This is a genomic window from Actinoalloteichus caeruleus DSM 43889 (genome assembly GCF_000429185.2).
GTDB lineage: Bacteria > Actinomycetota > Actinomycetes > Mycobacteriales > Pseudonocardiaceae > Actinoalloteichus_B > Actinoalloteichus_B caeruleus.
Genome location: NZ_AUBJ02000001.1, coordinates 4,393,995 through 4,417,110, shown reverse-complemented (window position 1 = coordinate 4,417,110; position 23,116 = coordinate 4,393,995). Strand labels below are relative to the sequence as shown.

The 23,116-nt window shown below is 72.9% G+C and carries 20 protein-coding genes and 1 tRNA gene; 8 read left to right on the top strand and 13 right to left on the bottom strand.

Features of this window, described 5'->3' with window-relative positions; translation table 11 throughout:
• A complete protein-coding gene (gene xylA / locus G443_RS17585) occupies positions 1–1,173 on the bottom strand; it encodes a xylose isomerase (RefSeq protein WP_026419658.1) in 1,173 nt (390 codons plus the stop codon).
• Between the two features lie 208 nt (positions 1,174–1,381).
• Here xylA and G443_RS17580 point away from each other — a divergent pair, with 208 nt between their 5' ends.
• Positions 1,382–2,602: an ROK family transcriptional regulator gene (locus tag G443_RS17580; protein ID WP_026419659.1), complete on the top strand. Its 1,221-nt coding sequence runs from the start codon at positions 1,382–1,384 to the stop codon at positions 2,600–2,602.
• A 39-nt stretch (positions 2,603–2,641) separates the two neighbouring features.
• On the opposite strand, the gene G443_RS17575 is transcribed toward G443_RS17580, so the two are convergent.
• The 4 genes from G443_RS17575 to G443_RS17560 all read right to left on the bottom strand — a co-directional run bounded on the left by G443_RS17575 (position 2,642) and on the right by G443_RS17560 (position 7,297).
• Positions 2,642–3,685, bottom strand: a complete 1,044-nt coding sequence (locus G443_RS17575) for a hemolysin family protein (protein WP_026065774.1) — start codon at positions 3,683–3,685, stop codon at positions 2,642–2,644.
• Positions 3,675–5,129 carry a hemolysin family protein gene (locus G443_RS17570; RefSeq protein ID WP_026419660.1) on the bottom strand — a complete coding sequence of 485 codons (1,455 nt, stop codon included), beginning with the start codon at positions 5,127–5,129 and terminating at the stop codon, positions 3,675–3,677. The genes G443_RS17575 and G443_RS17570 overlap by 11 nt, the downstream gene beginning before the upstream one ends.
• A gap of 140 nt (positions 5,130–5,269) precedes the next feature.
• The gene (locus G443_RS17565; RefSeq protein ID WP_155886207.1) at positions 5,270–6,286 is read right to left on the bottom strand and encodes a GNAT family N-acetyltransferase; all 1,017 of its coding nucleotides are present in this window, start codon (positions 6,284–6,286) and stop codon (positions 5,270–5,272) included.
• A 492-nt stretch (positions 6,287–6,778) separates the two neighbouring features.
• Positions 6,779–7,297 (bottom strand): nitroreductase family deazaflavin-dependent oxidoreductase, encoded by a 519-nt coding sequence (locus tag G443_RS17560; RefSeq protein WP_155886208.1) that lies wholly within the window; start codon positions 7,295–7,297, stop codon positions 6,779–6,781.
• A 144-nt stretch (positions 7,298–7,441) separates the two neighbouring features.
• On the opposite strand from G443_RS17560, the gene G443_RS17555 reads away from it, so the two are divergent.
• Complete coding sequence (locus G443_RS17555) at positions 7,442–8,017, top strand: Rossmann-fold NAD(P)-binding domain-containing protein (RefSeq protein ID WP_051314164.1); 576 nt, start codon at positions 7,442–7,444, stop codon at positions 8,015–8,017.
• Between the two features lie 100 nt (positions 8,018–8,117).
• On the opposite strand, the gene G443_RS17550 is transcribed toward G443_RS17555, so the two are convergent.
• Positions 8,118–8,834: a hypothetical protein gene (locus G443_RS17550; protein WP_016697515.1), complete on the bottom strand. Its 717-nt coding sequence runs from the start codon at positions 8,832–8,834 to the stop codon at positions 8,118–8,120.
• Positions 8,835–9,476: 642 nt separating this feature from the next.
• Here G443_RS17550 and G443_RS17545 point away from each other — a divergent pair.
• Positions 9,477–10,625: a sensor histidine kinase gene (locus tag G443_RS17545; protein WP_026419661.1), complete on the top strand. Its 1,149-nt coding sequence runs from the start codon at positions 9,477–9,479 to the stop codon at positions 10,623–10,625.
• On the top strand, positions 10,622–11,281 hold the full coding sequence (locus G443_RS17540) for a response regulator (RefSeq protein WP_016697513.1): 660 nt from the start codon (positions 10,622–10,624) through the stop codon (positions 11,279–11,281). Before G443_RS17545 ends, G443_RS17540 begins: the two co-directional genes overlap by 4 nt.
• A gap of 73 nt (positions 11,282–11,354) precedes the next feature.
• On the opposite strand, the gene G443_RS17535 is transcribed toward G443_RS17540, so the two are convergent.
• The 3 genes from G443_RS17535 to G443_RS17525 all read right to left on the bottom strand — a co-directional run bounded on the left by G443_RS17535 (position 11,355) and on the right by G443_RS17525 (position 14,178).
• Positions 11,355–12,260 carry an alpha/beta fold hydrolase gene (locus G443_RS17535; RefSeq protein WP_026419662.1) on the bottom strand — a complete coding sequence of 302 codons (906 nt, stop codon included), beginning with the start codon at positions 12,258–12,260 and terminating at the stop codon, positions 11,355–11,357.
• Positions 12,261–13,063: 803 nt separating this feature from the next.
• Complete coding sequence (locus G443_RS17530) at positions 13,064–13,270, bottom strand: DUF397 domain-containing protein (protein WP_026065773.1); 207 nt, start codon at positions 13,268–13,270, stop codon at positions 13,064–13,066.
• A 26-nt stretch (positions 13,271–13,296) separates the two neighbouring features.
• Positions 13,297–14,178, bottom strand: a complete 882-nt coding sequence (locus G443_RS17525; protein WP_026419664.1) for a helix-turn-helix domain-containing protein — start codon at positions 14,176–14,178, stop codon at positions 13,297–13,299.
• Positions 14,179–14,607: 429 nt separating this feature from the next.
• Between G443_RS17525 and G443_RS17520 the strand changes: the two genes are divergently transcribed.
• On the top strand, positions 14,608–14,889 hold the full coding sequence (locus tag G443_RS17520; RefSeq protein ID WP_016697508.1) for a hypothetical protein: 282 nt from the start codon (positions 14,608–14,610) through the stop codon (positions 14,887–14,889).
• 167 nt (positions 14,890–15,056) lie between these two features.
• On the opposite strand, the gene G443_RS17515 is transcribed toward G443_RS17520, so the two are convergent.
• The 4 genes from G443_RS17515 to G443_RS17500 all read right to left on the bottom strand — a co-directional run bounded on the left by G443_RS17515 (position 15,057) and on the right by G443_RS17500 (position 18,764).
• On the bottom strand, positions 15,057–16,226 hold the full coding sequence (locus tag G443_RS17515; protein ID WP_016697507.1) for an erythromycin esterase family protein: 1,170 nt from the start codon (positions 16,224–16,226) through the stop codon (positions 15,057–15,059).
• A gap of 436 nt (positions 16,227–16,662) precedes the next feature.
• Positions 16,663–16,735: transfer RNA gene (locus G443_RS17510), tRNA-Lys, on the bottom strand.
• A 100-nt stretch (positions 16,736–16,835) separates the two neighbouring features.
• On the bottom strand, positions 16,836–17,765 hold the full coding sequence (locus G443_RS17505) for an AEC family transporter (protein ID WP_016697506.1): 930 nt from the start codon (positions 17,763–17,765) through the stop codon (positions 16,836–16,838).
• Between the two features lie 51 nt (positions 17,766–17,816).
• Positions 17,817–18,764, bottom strand: coding sequence for a DMT family transporter (locus G443_RS17500; RefSeq protein ID WP_026419665.1), 948 nt, complete (start codon positions 18,762–18,764; stop codon positions 17,817–17,819).
• 407 nt (positions 18,765–19,171) lie between these two features.
• Between G443_RS17500 and dusB the strand changes: the two genes are divergently transcribed.
• The 3 genes from dusB to G443_RS17485 all read left to right on the top strand — a co-directional run bounded on the left by dusB (position 19,172) and on the right by G443_RS17485 (position 22,822).
• Entirely contained in the window at positions 19,172–20,314 is a 1,143-nt protein-coding gene (gene dusB, locus G443_RS17495; RefSeq protein ID WP_026419667.1) for a tRNA dihydrouridine synthase DusB, read from the top strand.
• A gap of 539 nt (positions 20,315–20,853) precedes the next feature.
• Entirely contained in the window at positions 20,854–21,657 is an 804-nt protein-coding gene (locus G443_RS17490; RefSeq protein ID WP_051314165.1) for a GGDEF domain-containing protein, read from the top strand.
• Positions 21,658–21,868: 211 nt separating this feature from the next.
• The gene (locus tag G443_RS17485; RefSeq protein ID WP_253860240.1) at positions 21,869–22,822 is read left to right on the top strand and encodes a hypothetical protein; all 954 of its coding nucleotides are present in this window, start codon (positions 21,869–21,871) and stop codon (positions 22,820–22,822) included.
• The last annotated feature ends 294 nt before the right edge of the window (positions 22,823–23,116 follow it).

Here is a 23,116-nt window from a genome sequence, read left to right as displayed (position 1 = left end):
TCAGCCGCGAGCGCCGACCAGGTGCTCCAGCGCCAGCTGGGCCAGATCGACGTAACCGTAACCCCGGCGTGCCACGGCCTCCACGTCGAAGTCCTCGAACGCGGTGCGGTCGGCGCGGAAGGCGGCGACGGACTCGCCGGGCGCGAGGGTGGGCTGGGACAGCTCCGGCACCCGGGACGCCTCCAGGGCGGCCTGGACCTCGGGGTCGGCGCGGAAGGCGGCCGCCCGCTCCTTCAGCAGCAGGTAGGTGCGCATGTTCGCCGCGGCACTCGCCCACACGCCGTCGGTGTCCTCGGTGCGCAGCGGCTTGTAGTCGAAGTGCCGGGGTCCGTCGTACCCGCCGTGCTCGAGGAGGTCGACGAGGAAGAACGCCGAGAGCAGGTCACCGTGCCCGAACACGAGGTCCTGGTCGTAGCGCGGTCCCTTCTGGCCGTTCAGGTCGATGTGGAAGAGCTTGCCCTGCCACAGCGCCTGGCCGATGCCGTGGACGAAGTTCAGGCCGGCCATCTGCTCGTGGCCGACCTCGGGGTTCACGCCGACGAGCTCGTGGTGCTCCAGGGTGGACACGAAGGACAGCACGTGCCCGATCGTGGGCAGCAGGATGTCCCCGCGCGGTTCGTTCGGCTTGGGTTCGATGGCGAACCGCAGGCCGTAGCCCTGGTCGATGGAGTACTGGGCGAGGGTGTCGACGCCCTCGCGGTAGCGGTCCAGCGCGGCGGCGACGTCCTTGGCGGCGTCGGTCTCGGAACCCTCACGGCCGCCCCAGAGCACGTAGGTGCTCGCCCCGAGTTCGGCGGCGAGGTCCATGTTGCGCATGACCTTCCGCAGCGCGAACCGGCGCACCGACCGGTCGTTGCTGGTCAGGGCGCCGTCCTTGAAGATCGGGTGCCCGAACAGGTTGGTGGTCACCATCGGGACGACCAGCCCGGTCTCCTCGAGGGCCTGCTTGAAGCGGCCGATGTGCCCGTCGCGGGCGGCGGCGTCGCTCCCGAAGGGGATGAGGTCGTCGTCGTGGAAGGTGATGCCCCAGGCGCCGAGTTCGGAGAGTCGGCGCACGGCCTCCGCCGGGTCGAGCGCGGCGCGGGTGGCGTCCCCGAAGGGGTCGTTCGCCCGCCAGCCAACGGTCCACAGACCGAAGCTGAACCTGTCCTCGCGAGTCGGCTTGTCGGCCACGCTGCCTCCCGGTGCCCCAAATAGTTTGATGACTGAATTTGTACGCGCGTGGTCCGGTCGGGTCAACCCTCCACCTGGCCGGCGCACGACCGGGGTGGTGCGGCCCGGCCCCGCGGGCGTCCTGGCCAGGACGTTCCCCTCAGGGCGCGGCGGCCAGGACCTCACCGCGCTCGTCCGCCTGGCACCGGCCGGAAACTAGGGTGGCCGGGTGAACCAGTCGGGCCCGGCCGGGCAGCACACGGTGCGCAGGCACAACTCGGCGTTGGTGCTCAACACCATCGCGACGGCCGACGGGCTGTCGAGAGCGTCCGTCGCGGCGCGTACCGGCCTCACCAAGGCCACCGTCTCCAGCCTCGTCGACCGGATGATCACGGCCGGCCTCGTGGTCGACGGCGGCCCCGAACACCGGGTCGGCCGGGGGCGGCGGGGGACCGCGCTGTCGCTGTCCCCCACCGGGCCGCACGGGCTCGGCGTCGAGATCGGGGTGGACACCCTCTCCTGCGCGCTGGTCGACCTCACCGGACGCGTCCGCGTCAGCTGGACGCTGGAGGTGGAACCTCGGGGACGGACCGTCGAGGAGGGCCTCTCCCAGGTGGCGGACCTCGTCGGGCTCGCCCAGGCGGAGGCGGCCCGGCTCGGGGTGTCGGTGGGCGGCGTGGGCGTGGCGGTCCCCGGCCTGGTGGAGTCCTCGACCGGCCTGCTGCGGAGCGCCCCCAACCTCGGCTGGCGCGACGTCCCGCTCCACACCGAGCTGCGCGCCCGCACGGGTGTGACCGACCGCCCCCTGCTCGTCGGGAACGAGGCGAACCTCGCCGGCCTCGCCGAACTCTGGTTCGGTGGCCGGGAGGACCGTCGCGACTTCGTGCACGTGTCCGGCGAGATCGGCATCGGGGCCGGTCTCGTGGTGTCGGGAGAGCTCTTCCCCGGCGTGCGGGGCTTCGGCGGCGAGATCGGCCACCTGTCGGTGGACCCGGCCGGCCCACCCTGTTCCTGCGGCGGCCGGGGCTGCCTCGAACGGCTCGCCGGCCGGGCGGCCGTGCTCGCCGCGGCCGGGGTTCCGGCCGAGCCCGAAGGCGGTGGAGGGGACGGGATGGCCGACCTGCTCGGGCGGCTGCGCGACCACGACGCCGCCGCGCTGACGGCGGTGACCGACGCGGGACGCTGGCTCGGGATCGCGATGGCCGACGTGATCAACCTCGTGGACATCCCCACCGTCGTGCTCGGGGGTACCTACGCCAGGCTCGAGCCCTGGTTGCGCTCGACGCTGCTGGCCGAGCTGGACCGCAGGGTCGTGTCCTCCGGGTGGGCTCCGATCGCGGTGGAACCCTCGGTGCTGGGCAGCCGGGCCGCGGTCCAGGGGGCCGCCGGTTGGGTGGTGCGGGGAATCCTCGACGACCCGGAGCCCTTCCTCGTCGGACCGCCCACCTGAGCCGGAACCCGGCCCCGGGGACGGAGGGCGTGGCCGGGATCAGCGCCGACGGGTGGCGTCCCGGATCTCCCCCACCAGCTCCTCCACCACGTCCTCGAGCGCCACGATCCCCAGCGTCCGCCCGTCCGCGCCCCGCACGGCCGCGACGTGCGCGCGGTGCCGACGCATCAACCCCAACGCGCTCTCCAGCGTGTCCTCCGGCCGCACGCCGATCAGGGGCCGCACCCGCTCCGAGGGCACCGGCCGCTCCCGCCGCGCCGGGTCCTCCTCGAGGACGTCCTTCAGGTGCAGGTAGCCGACCGGTTCTCCCGCGTCGTCGACCACCGGGAACCGGGAGAAACCGGTGCGGGTCGCCGCCCGCTCGAGGTCGGCCGGTGTCACGGAGGTCGGTACCGCGTCCAGGTCGGCCAAGGGGAGCAGCACCGAGCGCACACTGCTCTCCGGCAGCGCCAGCGCACCCGTGAGCAGCCGGTACTCGTCCGCGTCCAGCAGTCCCTCCCGCCGGGACTCGGCGGCCAGCGCGGACACCTCCTCCCGGGTGAAGGCCGACGCCACCTCCTCCCTCGGTTCGACCCGCAGAAGCCGGAGCAGGCCGTTCGCCACCGCGTTGAGCACCACGATCGCGGGTTTCAGGATGGTGACCAGCAGGTAGAGCGGCGGCCCCAGCACCAGGGCGGCGGGCACGGGGCCCGCGACCGCCAGGTTCTTCGGCACCATCTCCCCCAACACCATGTGCAGGTAGACGACCACCGCCATCGCGACCGCGAAGGCCACCGGGTGGACCAGCCCCGCCGGAACCCCCAACGCCTCGAACGGCCCCTCCAACAGCCGCGCGACCGCCGGCTCGGCCACCGCGCCCAGGCCGAGGGAGCACATCGTGATCCCCAGCTGCGCGCCGGCCATCATCAACGACACCCGTTCCACGGCGCGCAGGGTGAGCCGGGCGACCCGGGAACCCGCCTGGACCCGCGGTTCCAACTGGGTGCGCCGCACCGAGATGAGGGCGAACTCCGCTCCGACGAAGAAGGCGTTGCCGGCAAGCAGCGCGACGGCCACGACCAGGGCGGTGAGCTCACCGGTCACGGTCCTCACCCCCTCGATCCGCGCGGCCGCCCCGGCCGTGCGGGCCGGGGTCGCCCCGGCCCGTCCCACCCGGTGAACCCGACGCCGGGTCACCCGGCTCGGCATCCGGACCGGCGCGCCGGCCGGGCTCTCCCTCCGCCTCGTCCCGCACCAGGAGCTCCACCAGATCGACCCGGAGCGCGTCCCGACGCCGAACGGTGAGGACCACCTCCTGGCCCGGCAGCGCCAGCCTGGCCTCGTCACCGACCTCGGGGATGCGGCCCAGCAGGTGGCTCACCAGCCCGGCCACCGTGTCGTAGTCGGGGTGTTCGGGCAGCGCGGTCCCCGTGATCTCGGCGATCTCGTCCGGCCGGAGCAACCCGGACAGCAGCCAGGCCCCCGAGGCGAGTCGGCGCGCCTGGGACACCGGCCGGTCGTGCTCGTCGCTGATGTCCCCGACGATCTCCTCGACCACGTCCTCCAAGGTGACCACGCCGGCGGTGCCACCGAACTCGTCGACGACCACCCCCAGCTGCAGCCCGTACCCCCGCAGCCGGACCAGCAACGGGTCGAGCGGCAGCGTCTCCGGCACCAGCAGGGCGTCGGAGACGACCGCCCGCACCTCGGTGGCGGCCCGGCGGTCGACGGGGACCGCGACCGCGTGCTTCAGGTGCACCACCCCCACCAGGTCGTCGAGGTCGTCGACGACCACCGGGAACCGGGAGTGGCCGGTGGCCCTGGCTCGGGAGACCACCTCGGACACCGGCGCGTCCGCCCGGACGAAGCGCACCCGCCCGCGCGGGGTCATCACGTCCCCCGCGGTGCGTTCGCCGAACTCGAGGGACCGGGTGACCAGGCGCGCCGTCCCCGAGTCGAGCGTGCCCTCCTCACCGGACCGCTGCACCAGTGACGCGAGTTCCTGCGCGGACCTCGCCGAGGCCAGCTCCTCCCGGGGCTCGACACCGACCGCCCGCAGCAGTGCGTTGGCGCTGCCGTTCAGCACCCGCAGCAGGGGGCGGGCGAGCGCGGTGAAACCACGTTGGGCACCGGCGACCGCCCGCGCGACCACGAGGGGCCTCGCGATCGCCCAGTTCTTGGGCAGCAACTCACCCAGCACCATCTGGAAGGCGGTGACCAGGACGAACGCCAGGGTGAACGCCACGCCGGAGGCGGCGGCCCCCAGACCGACGGCGTCGAGCGGGCCGACCAGCAACGCGCCGAGGGAGGGCTCCGCGACGTACCCGGCGACGAGACTGGTCACGGTGATGCCCAGCTGCGCGCCGGACAGCTGGGTCGAGAGCGTCCGCAGCGCGGAGAGGACCCCGGCGGAACGGGCGTCCCCGCGCTGGGCCCGCTCCTCGACGGTGGCGCGGTCGACCGTGACGAGGCTGAACTCGGCGGCGACGAACAACGCGTTCAGGAACACCAGCAGGACCACGACGCCCAACAGCAACCACTCGGTCACAGACAACCCCCGCGGATGATCGCCGACCGTGGATCGACGGTACCGCCTTGGTGCCCCACCGGCCGGAGGACCAAACCCGCCGCCCCTCCCCCGAGATCAGGAGCGGGCACCACCAGGCCCCCCGACCACCTTCCCGGGGATCAGGAGCGGGGACGGCCGGGGCGGGGCGCCCCGCCCACCGGCCCGCGCGGGCCGCGTGCCGCCAGGTCGGCGGGCAGCTCGACCCGGGTGAGCGGAACGCTGCGCCGCACGTCCGCCCCTGCGGCGTACCGCATCACCTCGTGCCCGGTGTGCGGGCAGGCGGACACCCCGCTCACCTCGCGGTAGGCGTCACCGGTCCGGCGCGCCATCTCGCGCCAGAACGTTTCCGCCGTGTCGTACTGGCTGGTGGTCAACCAGCTGCACCCGGGCGCCAGCTCGCGGGCCGCCAGCACCATCCGCCTCCCCAGCCCGCGCCCACGGAACGCGTCGTCGACGACCACGTTGCCGACGTACCCGAGCCGGCACTCCGCGCACACCTGGAAGAGCATCCAGCCGACGGCGGTCCGCCCCTGCCGCACCTCGATGCGTTGGATCCCGGCCGGGCGGGCCGGCCGGCGGTGCACCAGCCTGAGCTGCTCGGCGCGGAGTCTCCGCAGCCAGTACACGGGGTTGAGCCGGCGCAACCCACGGCGCACCGCGCCGTGCCGGTGCCAGGAGCCCTGGACGTAGGGCTCCGTGGTGCCGAAGGGCGTCCCCGCCCCGGCTGGTCCGCGCTGTCGGCCGTCCACCGGCCCACGGGGCTCGATGGTGTCGAGTGCCTGTCCCACCAGGTCGGCCGCGACCCGGTACACCTGCCGGCGGTCGTCGTCGAGTTCCGTCGCGGTGTGGCCCTCCGAGCGACGACGGCAGACCTGCCGTGTCGCGGCCAGCCGTGACGGATCGCTGTCGACGCTGCGGACCAGGAGTCTCATGTAGAGGGCGAGTCGCTGCGGACCACCGGCCGAGCGGGAGGAACCGCGCCTCGACGGGCCGCGCACCTGCGGGTCGAAGTCCTCCCGCACTCGGATGGCGTAGGCGTAGGTCCGGAGAACGTCTCGTTCCAGCCTCGCCGAATCCTCGGCCGTGCGTGGTCGCGGCACCCCGGCGCCTCGCGTCTCCACGCGATGGCCAGTCATACCAGAAGCCCTACCGATAGCCCGTCACCCGTCGATCTCACCGCAGCGACCATGACCCATTATTGATACGGGACTCGATCGGGTAAAGCGAGGTATCCATCGAGTGTTGATGATTACGTGGGGACAGTGAATCACTTCCAGGTCGACCCGATCTCGTTCGGTGCTCGGCTCTCCCCCGTCCACCGGTGACCGTTCCTCGCACGCCGCCACGCACCGCCCGGGACGAGGGACCACTCACTTCGACCCCGGCCGCCGACCGCGTTGGGGGTGGTCGGGGCCGACCGCATGCCGCCGGGAGTCCGGGTGGGGGATCCACCGGCACCTGCCCGGACGTCGCACCTCAGATGTCGGGGACGCCCTGCCCCACGCCCCGGCCCTCAGAGCACCCGGCGGCCCCACCGGGTGCACCGCGCGGCGCGGGAACGGGATCCGCCCGCTTCCGCCGGGGGCGGCGCGGGGCCGGCAGGCGCACGGCGCGGCTCCGGCGGGCGGTCAACCACGGCGGGAACGCGACCGCCGACCTCCGACTGGTAGGACGCGGAACACGGGCACGTGCCGGGCCGCCCGCGCGAAATCCGGTTCGGACAGCCCGGTGGGCAGGGGGCGTCCCGGCCAGCGGCTCCCACGCCACTCCAGGCGCCGACGCAGCACGGGTGCCCTGTCGGCCGGATCGACCTCCACCAGGCGCACCGGCCTCCGCCCCCGGCCGAGCACGGCCCGGCCTCGGGCGGCACGCACGTCGGCGAGCCACTCCGAACCGGAAATCGTCGACACGAGGTATCGGCCGCCCTCGTACCGGGTGACGAGGACGGGCCTGGCGACCACACGGCCGCCGCGCCAACCGCGCACCCGCAGCGTCGTCCGACCGTTCCCCCGGAGCTGGAGGACCATCCCGGCAACCGTGCCCATCCCGCCTCGGAGCCGGCGGAGCGACCCGCCAGCGGGAACACGGGCGCGACGCCACCAGCCGGGTACCACCGCGAGTCGTCGCGTCGCGACCAACGCGCCCATCGGCCGCCTCCCTCCCCCGCCAGGGCACGGCCAGCCGGGCCGGGGCCATCCGGCCCTGGCCGAGGACCGCGTCCCCGCTCCGCCACGTACCACCGGCCCGCAAGACCTACCCGCGGTCGTGGCCCCCAAACCGACCCGGGCGGGGTGGTCCCGCCGCTCCGCCGTTCCCCGCTGGTCGGCTGGCCGGTAGCGAGGGGACACGCCACCGCGCTCGTCCGGCCGAGCGAGTGTGCCGCCGACAGCGACCTGGAGTGGACGGCGCTGATCCCGGGCGAGTTCATGTCGAACCTGCTGGAGTGGGCGGAGACCCTCCGGGAACGCGGGTACGTCACCGAACCGTTCCCCGACGTCCGGAGCGCGATCGTGCACGAGGCCGACATCGCGGCCGTCGCCGCCACCGCCCTCGTCCAGGGGGGCCACGGTGGACGCGAGTACTGGGTGACCGGGCCGGAGGCCCTCACCGTGCACGACAAGGTCCGGACGATCTCGGACGTGCTGGGGCGGGAGATCCGGTACGTCGAACAGACCCGTGAGGAGGCGGTGGCCGGCTGGCGGGCGGCCGGCTTCACCCAGGAACACATCGAGTTCTTCCTCGAGATGCGGACCAATCCGCCCCGGCAGGGGGCCGTGCCACAACCCACCGTCGAGGAGGTCACCGGTCACCCGCCTCGGGCCTTCGAGCGGTGGGTCCGGGAGAACGCCGCCGCCTTCGGCGGCTGACAGCGGTCAGGGCACCCCGCACCGGGGTGCCCTGCCACCACACCGTTGGCTGTCGGGTCGACAGGGGGCAGGCGAACCGTGCCGGTTCCCGGCGGCCGGGTCAGACGAGCAGGATCGCCCGGTCCCGCACGCGGTCCCAGACCTCCACCGGGAGCTCCGCGGCGATCAGCAACTCCTCGACCGTGAAGAAGGACGTCCCCTGCTGTCCCCTGGTCCGCACGATGGTCGCGGCCTGCTCCGGGGTGAGGCCGCAGGTCTGGGCGATCGCCTCGGCCGGGGCGGCACCGAGGTCGACCAGGCCGCCGTCGTCGTAGGTGCCCGCCAGGTCGGGACGGCCGATCTTGAGTTCCCTGGCGAGCAGCGGGTCATCCGCGACGAGGGTGCGGGCCTCGTCGCGCTTCGCCCGCGCGGCGAGGGCCGCGGCGACGGCGGGATCGGACGCGGACGCGGGCGCGCCCTCCTGGGGAGCCCCCTCGTACACCTGGCGGCGCAACGGCGAGATCAGGACACAACCCAGGATCATGGCGGTCAACGCCAACAGCCCGCCGAACGCACCCACCGAGGGTTCGCCCTCGGGCCCCGTCTCGGGCGTGGCCAACACCAGGACGTAGAGGACCGCGTCGATGGCGCCGAACAGCCAGGCGTACCTCCGCGCCTTGGGGGTGCGCAGCCTGGACGCCGCGTGGGCGAACGGCACCCAGGCGAACAGGCCCAGCGAAACGAGGACCACCGGGTAGTACCAGAAGCCGCGAGGCCCCCTGCCGCCGGTGGCGACCGCACCGGTCTGGTCGCCCCGCGTGCCTTCCTGGCTCGTCATGTCCCTCCCCCTCACCACGACGCCCGTCCGACGTCAGCTGGTATGTCCACCGACGCTCTCCCGCCGAGGGCCACCGTGTCGCCCCGGAGATCGACGGCCAGCGACCCGCCGTTACAGCCTTCGAGTCGACACCGGGACGAGCTCGCGACGCTCGACAGCCGGCCTGTCGGGCAGGCGGCGGGCCGACGCTACCACCGCGCCGACAGGCGGCAGGCCACGCGAGGACGGCGACCGGCGACGGCCGCACCAGGCGATCGGGTCCGGCTGGCACGCCCTCGCTCCGGCCCCGGATCCCGATCGATGCCAGGCCACAGCACCGACGAGGTGGGACGGGAGGTGTTGGTCGTTCCCGCCTCGTTCGGTGCCTCGGGTTCCAGCCACGCGTTCGGGCACTGCTCGCCCGGTTCAGGACATCGCGCCTGGCGACCCCTCGGGAACACCCAAGCTCCCCACCAGGCACCGAACGGCGCGACGGCACGCCCCCACGCCGGCGAGCGGGTACCGCGATCCTCGGCGACGGCCACCGATCCCGCCGCCACGGCCCGCTGGGGGGCGCTCACCCCGGCACCACCTCCCCCGCTCAGCGACGGCCAGCTCCGGGAGCTTGTCACTCGTCCGAGGGGCCGCCACTAGGCTTCCCCGGTGATCACTCCGAGGTGGATCCCGGAGTCGTGGCAACGGTTCGGCGGCACGGCCTGGTACTCCCTGCTGGGACTGGTGCTCCTCGTCGGGTCGCTGGTACCGGCGTCGCACGGTCACGGAACGAGGTTCGGCGGGATGCCGGACCGCCCGTTCGACGTCCTGGCCGTCGTGGCGATCGCCCTCCAGTGCCTCCCGCTGGTGGCGTGCCGGCGGTGGCCGGTGCCCTGCCTCGCGCTGGTGTCCGTGGGCTTCGCCGCCGACCAGCTCCTGGGCTACCACTCGTTCGCGGGCACCGCCCTGCCGCTCGCCCTGCTGAACGCGGGGTCACGGCTCGACCGGCGGCGGCGGGCCACCGCACTCGGGTTCTCCGCGGCGTACGTGCCGTTCGCCGCCGCGTTCCCCCTGCTCGGCGCCGGTGAGCCGCTCGCGGAGGTCCTGACCTTCTACCTGGCGCTGGTCCTCTTCTGGGCCGTCGGGACGTGGTTGCGCTCCACCCGCCTGCTGGAGGCCGAACGTCGCCGCCGGGTCGCCGAGGACACCCGTGCCGCCGAACGCGCCCGGATCGCGCGGGAGCTCCACGACGTGGTCACCCACCACGTGACGGCGATGGTCGTGCAGGCCGAGGCCGCCCGTTACCTCACCTCGGCGCCCGAACGCCTGGACCAGAGCCTGACCTCGGTCACCGCCACCGGCCGGCGTGCCATCTCCGACCTGCGACACCTGCTCGACGTGCTCAGTCCGGACCACGAGGTCCAGTCGTCGTCCTCCGACGAGCTCCGCGCGCTCGTCGAGCGGACACGCCAGGCCGGGCAACCCGTGGAGTTCACGGAGGAGGGCACCCCCTCGACGGTGGCCGGGCGTGCCGGTCCGGTCGCCTACCGCGTGGTGCGGGAGGCACTGACCAACGCCCTCAAGTACGCGCACGGCAGCGGCACCCGGGTGCGGGTGCGGCACGGCGAGGAGGAGATCACCGTGGAGGTCAGCACCGACGGTTCCGGCACCTCGGCCGGCTCACCAGGCGGGAACGGCCGGGGCCTCGCCGGGCTGCGCGACCGGGTCGACGCCCTCGACGGCGAGTTCACCGCCGGCCGGGACGCCGACGGCGGGTTCCTCGTGCGGGCCCGCCTCCCGACCGGGGTCCCGTCATGACCGCTCCGATCCGCGTCCTGGTCTGCGACGACCAGGTGCTGGTCCGCACCGGGCTGGTGACGATCATCGACGCGCAACCCGACCTCGACGTGGTGGGCGAGTGCGGGGACGGGAAGACCGCCGTCACGCTGGCCGGCCGGCTGGAGCCGGACGTGGTCGTGATGGACGTGCGGATGCCGGTGCTCGACGGCATCGAGGCGACCCGCCTCCTGGCCGGTGCCGACGTCGCCCAACCGGTCAAGGTGCTCGTGGTGACCACGTTCAACCTGGACGAGTACGTCTACCAGGCGCTGCGCGCCGGGGCGAGCGGGTTCCTGCTCAAGGACGCTCCGCCGAGCCAGCTCCTGGACGGCATCCGGACCGTGGCGTCGGGCGCGGCGCTGTTGGCGCCGGAGGTGACGCGGCAGCTCGTGGGCAGGTACGCGACGCGGATCCGGCCGGCGGCCAGCGCCCCGAACGACCTGCCGCTGACCCCGCGTGAACTCGAGGTGCTCCGGCTCGTCGCGGACGGCCTTTCCAACAGGGAGATCGCCACGGCACTGGTGCTCAGCCAGGAGACCGTCAAGACCTTCGTGTCCCGCATGCTCGGAAAACTGGGACTGCGCGACCGCGTCCAGGCCGTCGTCTTCGCCTACCGCAACGGCCTGGTCACCTGATCGCTCGGCCGCCAGGCGCGTGGCGCGGGCGGCGACCAGCACCAGCCCGCGCCGGGAAGCGGCGGTTCGGCGCCTACGAGGGGTCCGCCGCTTCGGAGACGACCCGCTGGATCGCCTCGACCACGACCTCGGGTTCGTCGAGGTAGATGTGGTGCCCACTGTCGCTCGCGGTGCTCAGGGTGCTCTGGCTCGACACGGCCAGCCACTTCCGCTGCCCCTCGGACCACGCCCGCTCCAGGTCCGGCCCGTACTCGGGAATGGCCGTGAGGTAGTCCCCGCCGTGCTGGAGGACCTCCACCGGGATGTCCCCGGCGGTGGCGACCTCGCCGTCGGCGACCGCCAGCCGCTCGGGCCACTCCCCCTCGAAGACGGCCAGGGTCTGGTCCCGCAGCTCGGCCGCCGGCCCGGTGGCTGATTCCGGGATGCTCGCCCGGAGGTCCGCGCCCTGCGTCGGGGAGGTGGCGTCGATGAGGACGAGGCCGCGGACCCGGTCCTGGTGGTCGGGGGCGTACCGGGCGGCGATCAGCCCGCCGAGGGAATGCCCGGCCAGGACGACCGGGGCGTCGCCGGCGACCTGGTCGATCACCTCGGTCAGGACCTCCCCGGTGCTGTCGAGGGTCTGCGGGCCGGCTGGCTCGTCGCTGTCACCGGCGCCGAGGCGGTCGTAGGAGCAGACCCGGTCCCGCTCACCCAGGGTCTCCTGGAGGTCCGCCAGCTCCGCGAGCCCGTCGCCTCCCCCGTGCAGGAGGACGACGACCGGCCTGCCCTCCACCGGGTCGCCCGAACAGGACACCCGCACGGAACGGCCGTCGACGTCGATCGACGAGACGCCGGTGAACGCGTCCCGTGGCTCGCCGGCGGTCGAGGTGGCGTTCGCGGAGGGGGCCGGGGAGGGCTGCGGGGCCGCGCCGCAGCCCGCCAACGCGGTTCCGGCGACGGCGGCCACCAACGCGGCCGCGACGGATGCCTTACGGGTCATGAGGAACTCCAGGTGCGGAAGCTGTGGGCGGACCGGCACGCGATGACGCGGGCGTGCCGGAACCGGTGTCGCTGGCACGGAACGGGAAGTCGGGGGCCGGTCGGACCACTGGCCCGGTGCGGGGTCCACCGCCCCGCGCCATCGCTGGGTCAAGAAGCTACGGAGCCACGGGCGCCATGTCGTCACCACTCGGTGGACACTCGCGTGTAGCTCGCTCGGGGGACAGCGCGGAGCCACACCGGCGACGGTTCGTGCGCGTCGGTCGCGACGGAGGTGGTCGCCCGTCCTGGGCGGCGATCCCACCTCCCCAAGGACGGCCCGGCCGTGACCCGCTGGCCGCGATCGCCCACCGGCGGAGAGACGACCCGGGACGGGCGGGGGAGGGAACGGGGCTGGGCGGCCGAACCGGACGCGGTGGACGCGGCGGGCACGAACGTGCCGGGCCCGCTCAACCTCCTGACCGGTGCCGCCGCCGATCGCCGCCCGCAGGGGTGGTGCCGCTGGTGATCGGGGCCATCGTCGTGCACGGCGGGAGGTGGGAGTTCGACCCCGTGGCCGGGGTCGTCGCCTGGACCCGGTTCGGCCCGGTGCCCTGCTGATCCTGTGACGGAACCCGGGTCGGCGCCGACCCGCCGACCACCCGGATCGACGCGATGTCGACCGGAGCATCGGCGAGGTGGGATTCGCTTCACCGATGGGACATCGAGCCGCCCCGACGGTGCGCCGGGGCCGGTCCGGTGGACCCGAGGGGTTCGGACAGGGAAGGGGTGGGACGCCCGCCCCGGCAACCTCGAGGAGCTGGACTAGGCGCTACCCGCTCTGCCCGCCTTGACCGCCGCGAGGAAGGTGTTCCAGGAGCGTTCGCTCACGATCAGGATGCCGCCGTCCCGGTCCTTCGTGTCGCGGATCGCGGCGCCGCCGCCCACAGGCGCGATTTCGACGCAGGAGCCGTTGCTCGCGGTGTAGCTGCTGGTACGCCATCGGAGCTGGCCGGGGTCCACTGGAACCATCGCAGCCACCTCCTCTCCTTGTCTGGTCATCGGTATCGTTCAACCAGTTTAGCGATCAGCTCGCGGGACGACCCCGGATCCCGTGCGACGTTGCGCAACCGCTGGTACGCGGCGGCATACTCCTGGATGACGGTGATGTCCTCGGGGTAGGTCGCTCCGGCGAAGTCGTCGAGGTAGAGCATCGTGCCTCGTTCGGGCAGCTTCAACAAGGTGAACCGCGCTCCGGCGACGAACGACTCGTCGTGGTTGGACGTGGGTTCGGGCCGAAAGGGCAGTACGCGGATGTCGACGTTCGCGCGCTCGCCGATGTCGAGCAGGTGCGCCAGCTGGGCTGCCATGACCGCGTCGTCGCCGATGACCCTGTGCAGTGCCGCCTCGTGCAGGATCGCCTCGACCTTGGCTGGTGGTGGCTCGTCGCGGGTGAGGATGCGTTGCCGCCCGATCCGCAGGTCGACCCGTTTGTCGACCTCCTGCCTGCTGGCCAGCGGTGCGCCTGCCTGGAGGATCGCCCGCGCGTAGTCGGCGGTCTGGAGCAGCCCGGTGATCGCCTCGTTCTCGTAGACGCAGATGTCGCTGGCCTCACCCTCCAGGACGAGGAAGCGGGTGAACCAGTTGGGTGCGGCGTCCCGGTACGAGGCACTGCGTCGACGCCGGGCACGCGGTTTGGGCACCGCCGCGAGCCGCAGTGCTTCCGCCGAATCCGCGTCTCCGGCCTCATACAGCTCCAGCAGTGCCGCGACGACCTCCGGCCTGGCCTCCTGCTTGCCGTTCTCGATGCGGCTCATGCTCGCTGACGACAGGTCGACGGATCGGCGCGCTTCGTCGGCGGTGAGGCCGGCGCGCTCTCGCAGCTCGCGCAGCAGGATGCCGAGCTGGATCTGGGCGACGACCGGGTCGTCTACGAACATCGGTACACCCTCCACGTCCGGGGCGCAGGGGCAACGCACGGCCCCGCGACCACCGACAGTCACGAGCAGATTCACCCGTTTATGCGCATGTACGACGGAACTTTCGTCGTAAGCTACATCTAACACCGCCCAGGAAAATCCGCAGGTTCTGCGGTGGCGACTTTAGCCCAGGGCTACGGGGCGGGGAATCGAGCCGGGGGAGGAGGGCTGGGGTGCGGAACAGCCAGCTGCGAGAAACCATTCGCACCGACGACACGAAGCGAAACCGAGTAGCGAGGTCGGTCGCGGCCGAGACCGAGCACATCGGCATCCAGCCACTTCCTGGGGAGTGCGTGGAGCTGGCGCTCACCCGGTCGCGGGCGCTCGCCGTCGCCCGAACCTCCTGGCACTCCACCACGCGTTCTGGAACAGCACCAGGAGGGGGACGTCATGTACAGCGATCTGATCGTCAGCTCGTGGGTTGGCATCCGTGATGACTGTCAGATGACATACCGGATCAACGGCAGTGACGCGGTGGAGTTCACGGTCAGCGGCCACTCACAGACATTCGAGTTGGTCTACGAGGGCGAAGCACTTCGGAAGTTCGTCGAACTGGCCGGCCGGGCGTTGGTCGAGATGAGTGCGCTGGACGAGCAGGGCCGCGAGCTGGCGGATTCACCGAACACGGTGCTGTTGCTGGAGGAAGCCGTTGACCCGGGGCAGCGGGAGTGAGCGGTCCGACGACGGTGCCGTCCTGACCATCTCAGCCGCCGCTGCCCCTGCTCCGGCCGCTGTACGGGGCAGCCGCCGCGGTACACCGCCGCCCAGACCTGGGTCGAGGTCACCCGCTGGCTGGCATGCCCACCCCTTGCCCGGGTTTCGTAGGAGCGGCCGGGACGTCATTCGTCGGCGAGTGGACGGATGGGCGTGATCGTCGGGATGTACACGAGCGCGTCGAAGCTCCCGGTGAGGGAGGGCAGGTCGAAGTAGTGCTCGTCATCGTCGGCGGGGTCGTACAGCCCGGAGATGAGCCTGGTCGGCCAGGAGCGGCCGAGGTCTCCCGCGACCGTCGCCGGGGGTGGTGTGCGCAGGTCGATGGTGCGCTCACCGTGCGCGCCGGCGAGTCGTGCGTCGATGGAGTCCGCGCGCGGAGCGGGGATCGTCGCTCTGGTGATGTGGCCCTGGCCGAAGGTGATGTGCACGGCGAGATACCGATCGTCCAACGCGGTGCGCAGGTGTGAACCGAGCATCGGGCCGGGGTGCGCGGCGATGTGGGCGCTGCCCTCCCACAGCACGATCCGCTCTCCGGTGCGGCGGTGGTGGTCCAGGAGCCGGTCGGCGGCCAGGTGTTCCTCGCGAGCCATGTCGTGGCCGACACCGATCGCGTTCGCGTGGAAGTCCACCACCGCGTCGAGGAGCTCCAGCGCGGCATCCCTCTCGCCGCTGGGCGCCAGCCTGGCCGTGTGGGCTCGGGCTGTGCGGGCCATCTCCACGAAGGGCGTGCCGGGGTGGGTGCCGCGTGCGCGCAGGACGTGCTCGCCGCTGCCGTGCGCGACGCGGATGACGTCGAGGAGCGCTTCGACCCTCACGGCCGTGCCGGCGTCGATCCCGGCCAGCAGGTCGACGACGCGGTCATAGTCCGAGGACAGGACGCGCGAGCTGGCCACGCCGACGATCCGCACCCGAGCACCGGCCCGGGTCCGGTTGAGCTCACGCAACCGGACCAGCGCGTCTCGCATCTCAACGACCTGCCACGGTCCCCACGCCTGGGCGAGCGCGCGGTCGAGGTCGATGTCCTCACCGGACACGTACCGGTCGTACAGGTCGGCGACGCGCTGGTTGTCGAGCACGGCGATGGTCGTGAACCCGCGCTCGACCAGGAGCCAGGTGGTGTCGGTGACGAAGGCGAACACCTCGTGGGCCTCGCGGGTGCTCACACCCAGGCCCACGATCACCGCCTCGCGGGCGGCCTCGGCGATCAGCTCCGGGCGCGCGCCGACAGGCTGCGTGGTGAGCCATGCGGCAACGGGAGGCGACGGGTCGGGCGGGAGGACTGGTGGCGTGCTCATACCAGCAGCCTCGTCTCTCAACATATGTTGAGGTCAAGGGGTGCGGCCGGATCACCTCAGCCGCGTCCACGGGCTGGCGGAGCTCAGGAGCCCGGTGCCGCGCCCGGCTCACCGAGCTCAGCCGAACCGGGCGAGTTCAGCTGGCCATTGAGGTCGGCCACCCGTTGCTCGGCCTGGCGTGGCGATCCGATCGCCGAGGCTGGTGCTCCGGTAGGGACTCGTCGGGTGCACCGCCGTGCCGGATGGGCACGTCGTCCCTTGTGTCGTTGCTCGTGTTCCCGGCGTGGTGGCCACCGGGCCTGACCGGCCGGTGCTCGGGGCTCGGCAGGGCACCACGATGGCGACGACACGGGAGCGGCCCCGCCCGATGCGGGAGAACGAGCTCGAACCCCGGCCAACGATCCCATCGGCAAGGGTTCGAGCCTCGTGCGCGAGGTGGGGCGCCTGGGGCTCGAACCCAGAACCTACGGATTAAAAGTCCGCAGCTCTACCAATTGAGCTAACGCCCCGCGCTGGCATTCTAGACCACCGCGACGCGCCCGGGGTTCCTGGAGCGCGGTGGCCGGGGCTCGGCCCCGGCTCCCATCTCGCCGAGGCGCTCCTCCGGGGTCAGCCGGGGGCCAGGAGGGCCGTGATGGTGACGATCACCGGCACCGAGACCACCGTGGTGATGAGGATGGCGTCCCGGGCCAGGTCGACGGCCCGGTCGTAGCGGATGGCGTACACGAAGATGTTCTGCGCGGTGGGCAGGGCCGCGGTGATGGTCGCGGCGAGCAGCATGGTCCCCTCCAGGCCGAGCGCGTAGCGGGCGAGGAGGAAGGCCACGACCGGTTGCAGCAGGTTCTTCAGCGCCACGGCGGTCCACAGGTCCCGCTTGTACCGGCCGCTGCCGGGGCGGCCTCCGCCGTGCAGCGAGATCCCGAACGCCAACAGCATCGCCGGAACCGCCATCGCGCCGACCAGCTGGAACGGCTGGAGCACCAGCTCGGGCAGCGGGAGGCCCGCCAGCGCCACCCCCAGCCCGAGGAATGACGCGATGGTCACCGGGTTGCGCAGCGGCTGGGCGAAGACGCGCCACAGGGAACGCCGCCGCCCGGCGGTCGCCGTGTCGAGCACGGCGAACGACAGGGGCGTCATGACGACGAGCTGGAAGATCATGATCGGTGCGGCGTAGGCGGCGTCCCCGAGCACGTAGACCGAGATGGGGATACCGAGGTTCCCGGCGTTGACGTAGCTCGCGGTGAGCGCGCCGATCGTGGTCTCCGCGACGGAACGCCGCAGTACCAGCCAACTGACGAGGACGAAGACGAGCGCGGCGACCACGGTGCTGGCGACGGTGACCACGAGCGTGGGGGAGAAGACCGTTCCCACGTCGGCGGTGGCGAGCGTCTCGAAGAGCAACGCGGGAGTCGCGACGAAGAAGGCCAGTGTGGACAGCACGTCCCGACCGGACGGCCCCAGGGTCCCGGTGCGACCGAGGAGGTAGCCGATCCCGATGACCACCGCGATGACGCTGAACCCGGCGATGACGCCCTGCACCGCACTCCTCCCGTTCCTCGGCCCTCCGCTCGCCCCGGCGCCCGGAGCGGGTCAGGCCGGTGGCGTGCCGGCCAGCACCGCCCTGCGCCCCACGCGTTCGTGCCACCCCAGCGCGGTGATCGCGGTGATCACGACGACGAACCCGATCCACTGGGTGGCGACGAGGTGCTCGCCGAGCACCGTGACGCCGATGAACGCCGCGGTGGCGGGGAAGGCGAGTTCGGCGAGGGTCGCCCTGGCGGCCGGTGTCCCCCGCAGCCCCAGGTAGTACACGCTGAGCGAGATCAGCCCGGGAATCAGCGCGAGCAGGATGAGACCGACCGCGTTCTCCCAGCCCACCGCGAGGGGATCGCCCTGAACGGTGAGCACCGCCAGTGCGGCGGGCAGCCCGAGCCCGAAGCGGAGGACCGTGACGTCACGGGCTGGGATCGAACGGCTCACCACCCGCCCGAGCACGGTGCCAGCGGCCCACAGCACCGCCGCCCCGATCGCCAGCAGGGCTGGCTGGAGGGCGCTGATCTGGACGGACAGCGGGTCGGGGAAGCTGAGCAGCCAGGCTCCGGCCAACGCGGGGAGCGCGAAGGCCCAGTAGCGGGCCCGCACCCGTTCCCCGAGCAGGAGGTAGGCGGCCAGGACGGCGAACAGGGGTTGCAGCTTCTGGAGCACCAGTGGCGTGATCCCATCGCCCACCGCGAAGGCCGCGGTGAACAACGCCGTGGCCAGCGCCGAGGAGCCGACGCCGATGGTCACCATCGCCACCCGCTCCCGGACCCCGGAGCGGCGGAAGGCCCGCACGGCGCTCGGCAGGAACGGCAGCATCACCAGCACGATGATCAGGTGTTCCCAGAACACCACCGAGGAGGCGGGCAGGGTCTCGGCCAGCGGTTTGCGCAGGAGCCCGTCCGTGCCCCACAGCGCGGCGGCGCAGGCGACCAACCAGGTCCGGTCTCCGGTTCCCGAGGTGCGGGCTCCGCCCGCTGTCTCCCCTGCCGTCGTCACTCGAACACGGTAATCACCGAGGCCAGGGGACATTTCGGGCTCCGGCGCGCGCCCACTCCTCCGCCGGCGGGGCACTGGTCGACGCCCACCGCCGCTGACCAGGTACGACGGAGGCTGGACCACGCGGGACGGCGGCCGTTCCGGCCGATCGGGAGTGATGCGGGGCGCAAAGCGACAACGGTCACTGCCCGGTCCGCGCCCGCGGTGTCCCGTCCGCCGCCCTGGTCGGTCCACGACAGGGCGCGGATCCTCGGGCCCTCGTGCCGCCGGGCGCCGCCCCGCTCGGCGTCGAGGAACGCGGTCGGCCTGGGCTCGACGAACGCGGTCGGCCGGAGGCGGCCCGTCGGCCCGCCCACCGACCAGCCCTCCACCCGTGGGGTGTCCCCCGTCACGGCCACAATGGGGACGTGACTACCGAGGCCCTGACCAAGCCAGCGCTGCGGATCGGCCCGCACGCGGTCGACCCGCCCGTGGTGCTCGCGCCGATGGCCGGCATCACCAACATCGCCTTCCGGCAGCTGTGCCGCGGCTACGGCGCGGGTCTCTACGTGTGCGAGATGATCACCTCGCGCGCCCTGGTCGAGCGCCACCCGGGGACGCTGCACATGATCCGGTTCGACGAGGACGAGCGCCCCCGCTCGATGCAGCTCTACGGCGTCGACCCGGTGACGATGGGGCGCGCGGTCCGCATGATCGTCGACGAGGACCTCGCGGACCACGTGGACATGAACTTCGGTTGCCCCGTCCCCAAGGTGACCAGGCAGGGTGGCGGCGCGGCGCTGCCGTTCAAACGTCGGCTGTTCGCCTCCATCGTCCGGGCCGCCGTCCGCGAGGCCGCCCCCGCCGGGATTCCCGTGACCGTGAAGTTCCGGGTCGGTATCGACGCCGACCACACGACGTTCCTCGACGCTGGTCGGATCGCCGAGGAGGAGGGCGCGGCGGCGGTGGCCCTCCACGCCAGGACCGCCGCGCAGCGGTACTCCGGCACCGCCGACTGGACGCGGATCGCCGAGCTCAAACAGGCCGTGCGCACCATTCCCGTACTCGGCAACGGCGACATCTTCAGCGCCGACGACGCGCTGCGCATGGTCCGGGAAACCGGTTGTGACGGGGTGGTGGTGGGGCGGGGCTGCCTCGGACGCCCCTGGCTGTTCCGCGATCTGGAGGCGATGTTCGCCGGTCGTCCGGTGCCGCCCGCTCCCAGGCTCGGCGAGGTGGCGGGGGTGCTGCTCCGCCACGCGGAACTGCTGGCGGACCACCTCGGGGAGGACAAGGCCTGCCGCGACCTGCGCAAGCACATGTCCTGGTACCTGCGCGGGTTCCCGGTGGGCAACGACCTGCGCCGGTCCTTCGGGCTCATCACGAGCATCGCCGAGCTCACCGACCTGCTGGGCAGGCTGGACGCGTCCGCCCCGTTCCCCTCGGACGCCGAGGGACCGAGAGGCCGGCAGGGCTCGGCCGGCAAGGTGGCCCTGCCCGCCGGTTGGCTGAACGACGCCGAGGACGACACCGTGCCAGCGGGAGCCGAGATCGACCACTCGGGAGGATGACCGGGCTCGCTCGAACGAGTGGGATTCGGCCGGTAAACCCGGATTACGGCACCGGAGTGTCGCCTGGCAATCCATCCATCGCACAGTGACAGCGCTGGGCGCGGGCAGGAGACTGGGCGGTGGGCCGGGAAGCGACCTCCACTCCGACCCGCCGCCGAACCCCCAGCGTCCGTCGGCCGCGGCTCCCGACGAACGAACCGCGCCCCGAGGAGGCGGCCGCCGCGGTGGCCGCCGCCACGACCTCCACCGGGAGGATGAGGGCACCCACGATCAGCCCAACAGGACCCCGACGGACGTCGCCACGACGGTCAGCCAGATGAGCGAAATCGAAACTTCACTGCGATGGCGCCTCAAGCGACACCGTCGGAGAGTCGACACCTCAGACATGTAGGGAGGTGTGTGCGGTGACCGTACTGCAACCCGATGTCAGCGAGTCCGGACCGGGGCGTGAGCGAGGGCAGACGGGCACGGGCGCTGCCGCCGGCTCTCGGGACGGCGGCCCCAGGCGACGCGGAGAGCGGGCGCACCACCTCGCCGACATGATCGACACCTCGGGTCTCGTCCGCCTGCACGAGTCCATCGCGGCGCTCCACGCCTCGCGGGGGCAGTGGCGGGAGGCGTACCAGCACCTGCGGTCCGCGCTCGACCTGGCGAGCACCGAGGGTTCCGAGCCCATCCGGGTACCGGAACAGCTCCGCAGGGAGGTCGACCGCCTGCGGCGGGAACACGCCGAGGTGCACGAGCAGAGCCTGCGGGACGACCTGACGGCCAGCTACAACCGCCGGTACCTCGACCAGCGCCTCGTCGGCATGCTGGCCGACCTCGGCCGGGCCGGGACCCCCGGTCGGGGGCTCGCGGTGGCCCTGGTCGATCTGGACCTCTTCAAGCAGGTGAACGACACCTACGGACACCTGGTCGGTGACCGGGTGCTCCAGCGCGTCGTCGACCTGTTGCAGGAAGGACTCCCGGGCGAGGCGTTCTGCGCCCGGTACGGAGGCGAGGAGTTCGTGTTGGTGCTGCCCGACATCGACGAGGCCACCGCCGTGGCCGTCTGCGAGACCGCCCGGGCTCGTATCGAGCGGCACCCGTGGCAGCAGTTGACGGCGGGTCTCCGGGTGACGGTGAGCATCGGGCTCGCCCACCAGCCCCGGCCGGCGGAGGGCGCCGCGAGACCTCCGGAGAACCACGAGGAGCAGTTGCTCCAGGCCGACAGCCTGTTGTACACGGCGAAGCAGTCCGGCCGGAACGCCGTCGCCTACCGGGACCAGGGCCGGGCTCGGCTCGCCGGGGCGGCCGGCGGCCGCCGTACCGTGGTGCAACCCCGGGTGGTCGGGTACTACTGATTGTCAGGGGTTGTTCGCCTTTCCGGTCAGCCGATCCGCGCCGTGCGCGGAGGGTGACGGTTCTCCGGGAATGCTTCGCGGCCGAACGGCGTAGCCGTACCATCGCCTGGCGGACGGCTCACCCGTTCGGGCAACCTGCTCGGTAGCTCGGCGTCTATACGCATGGCGAGTCAGACCGCCACGTTCCTGTCACCAGAGGGAAGGAGACCCGGTGGCCGACGATCCTCGTCCCGGTGGTTTCCGCTCTCGGCGCTCCCAGGACTCCGGTTCGTCCGAGGACCGGCCCCGGCGCCGCCGCGCGCGGTACACCGAGCCACCCACCGGCCGCCGCCGTCGCTCGATGGAGGACACCGGCGGCACCTCCGTCTCCGACCTGCTCGCCAGACACCGCACCGGAGCGCCGGACCAGCTCGAGGACGAGGAACCCGCCTTACGAGCGGATCAACCCGGGTCGTCCTTCGAGGACTCCCACGCTGAGCCATCCCCGTACGGCGAGCCGGACCCCTACGCCGAGCCCTATGACGAGGCGCCGACGCACTACTCCGACGCCAGCTCCTACCCCGGTGCCCCCTCGTACACAGAGGACCCCTCGTACACGGAGGACCCCTCGTACGCCGAGGGGCGGGCGTACGAGGAGGAGCGGGCGGAGGAGCCGGCCCGCCGATCCCGGCGCGCGGCACGGGAAACGCCGGCCGTCCCCGAGGAACGACCGGAGAAGCTGGGGCGCCGGGCCCGGCGCGCGGCGAGGGACACCGAGACCGAGCAGCGGCTCTCCTCCCGGCACCAGGCTCCCAGCTCTCAGGAACCCGAGCACCAGGACGAGCGGCCGGCCGGGCCGCTCGCCCCCCGCCCGGGCGACGAGCGCGGCCTCCGGCCGGCGGACTCGGATCCGCCCGGCGCGCGCAGCAGCGACCGGCACCGAGGCCGGACCCCGCTCCCCCGGCCCGCCCGGCCGACGCCGATCTCGACGACGCGCCGACGACCGTCTGGGAGGCCGAGACCCCGCTGGACGCGGCCGAACCTCCCGCGCGTCCACCCGCACCGCCGCGCAGGCCACTGGGCCAGCAGGGCAGGTCAAGGCCGAGCAAGCTGGGTCGCCGCCCGGCGCCTCCCCCGCCCGACACCCCGCCGCCCGTGGTGGAGGACCAGGACACTCCTGATCTGACGCAGGAGATGCCGGCGGTTCAGCGAGCGACTCGACCGGGCCCGCCAGCACCGCCGACCGGGCAGCCGCCGACCGGGCGGGCTCCAGCGGGGCAGGCTGCGGCGGGGCAGGCTTCCTCGAACCCCCGGCTACCCACGGTTCCCGACGACGGCGACCGCGCCGGCCCGCCAGGACGTCAGCGCCCCGCGCCCAGCGGCCGCCCGCCGGCCCCGGGGGGTGGTGGCCCGCGTCCCGGGCCGCGCCCCCCCGGAGCGGGAGCCGGGGCCGCCGGAGTGGGCTCGCCGCAGCCGGGAG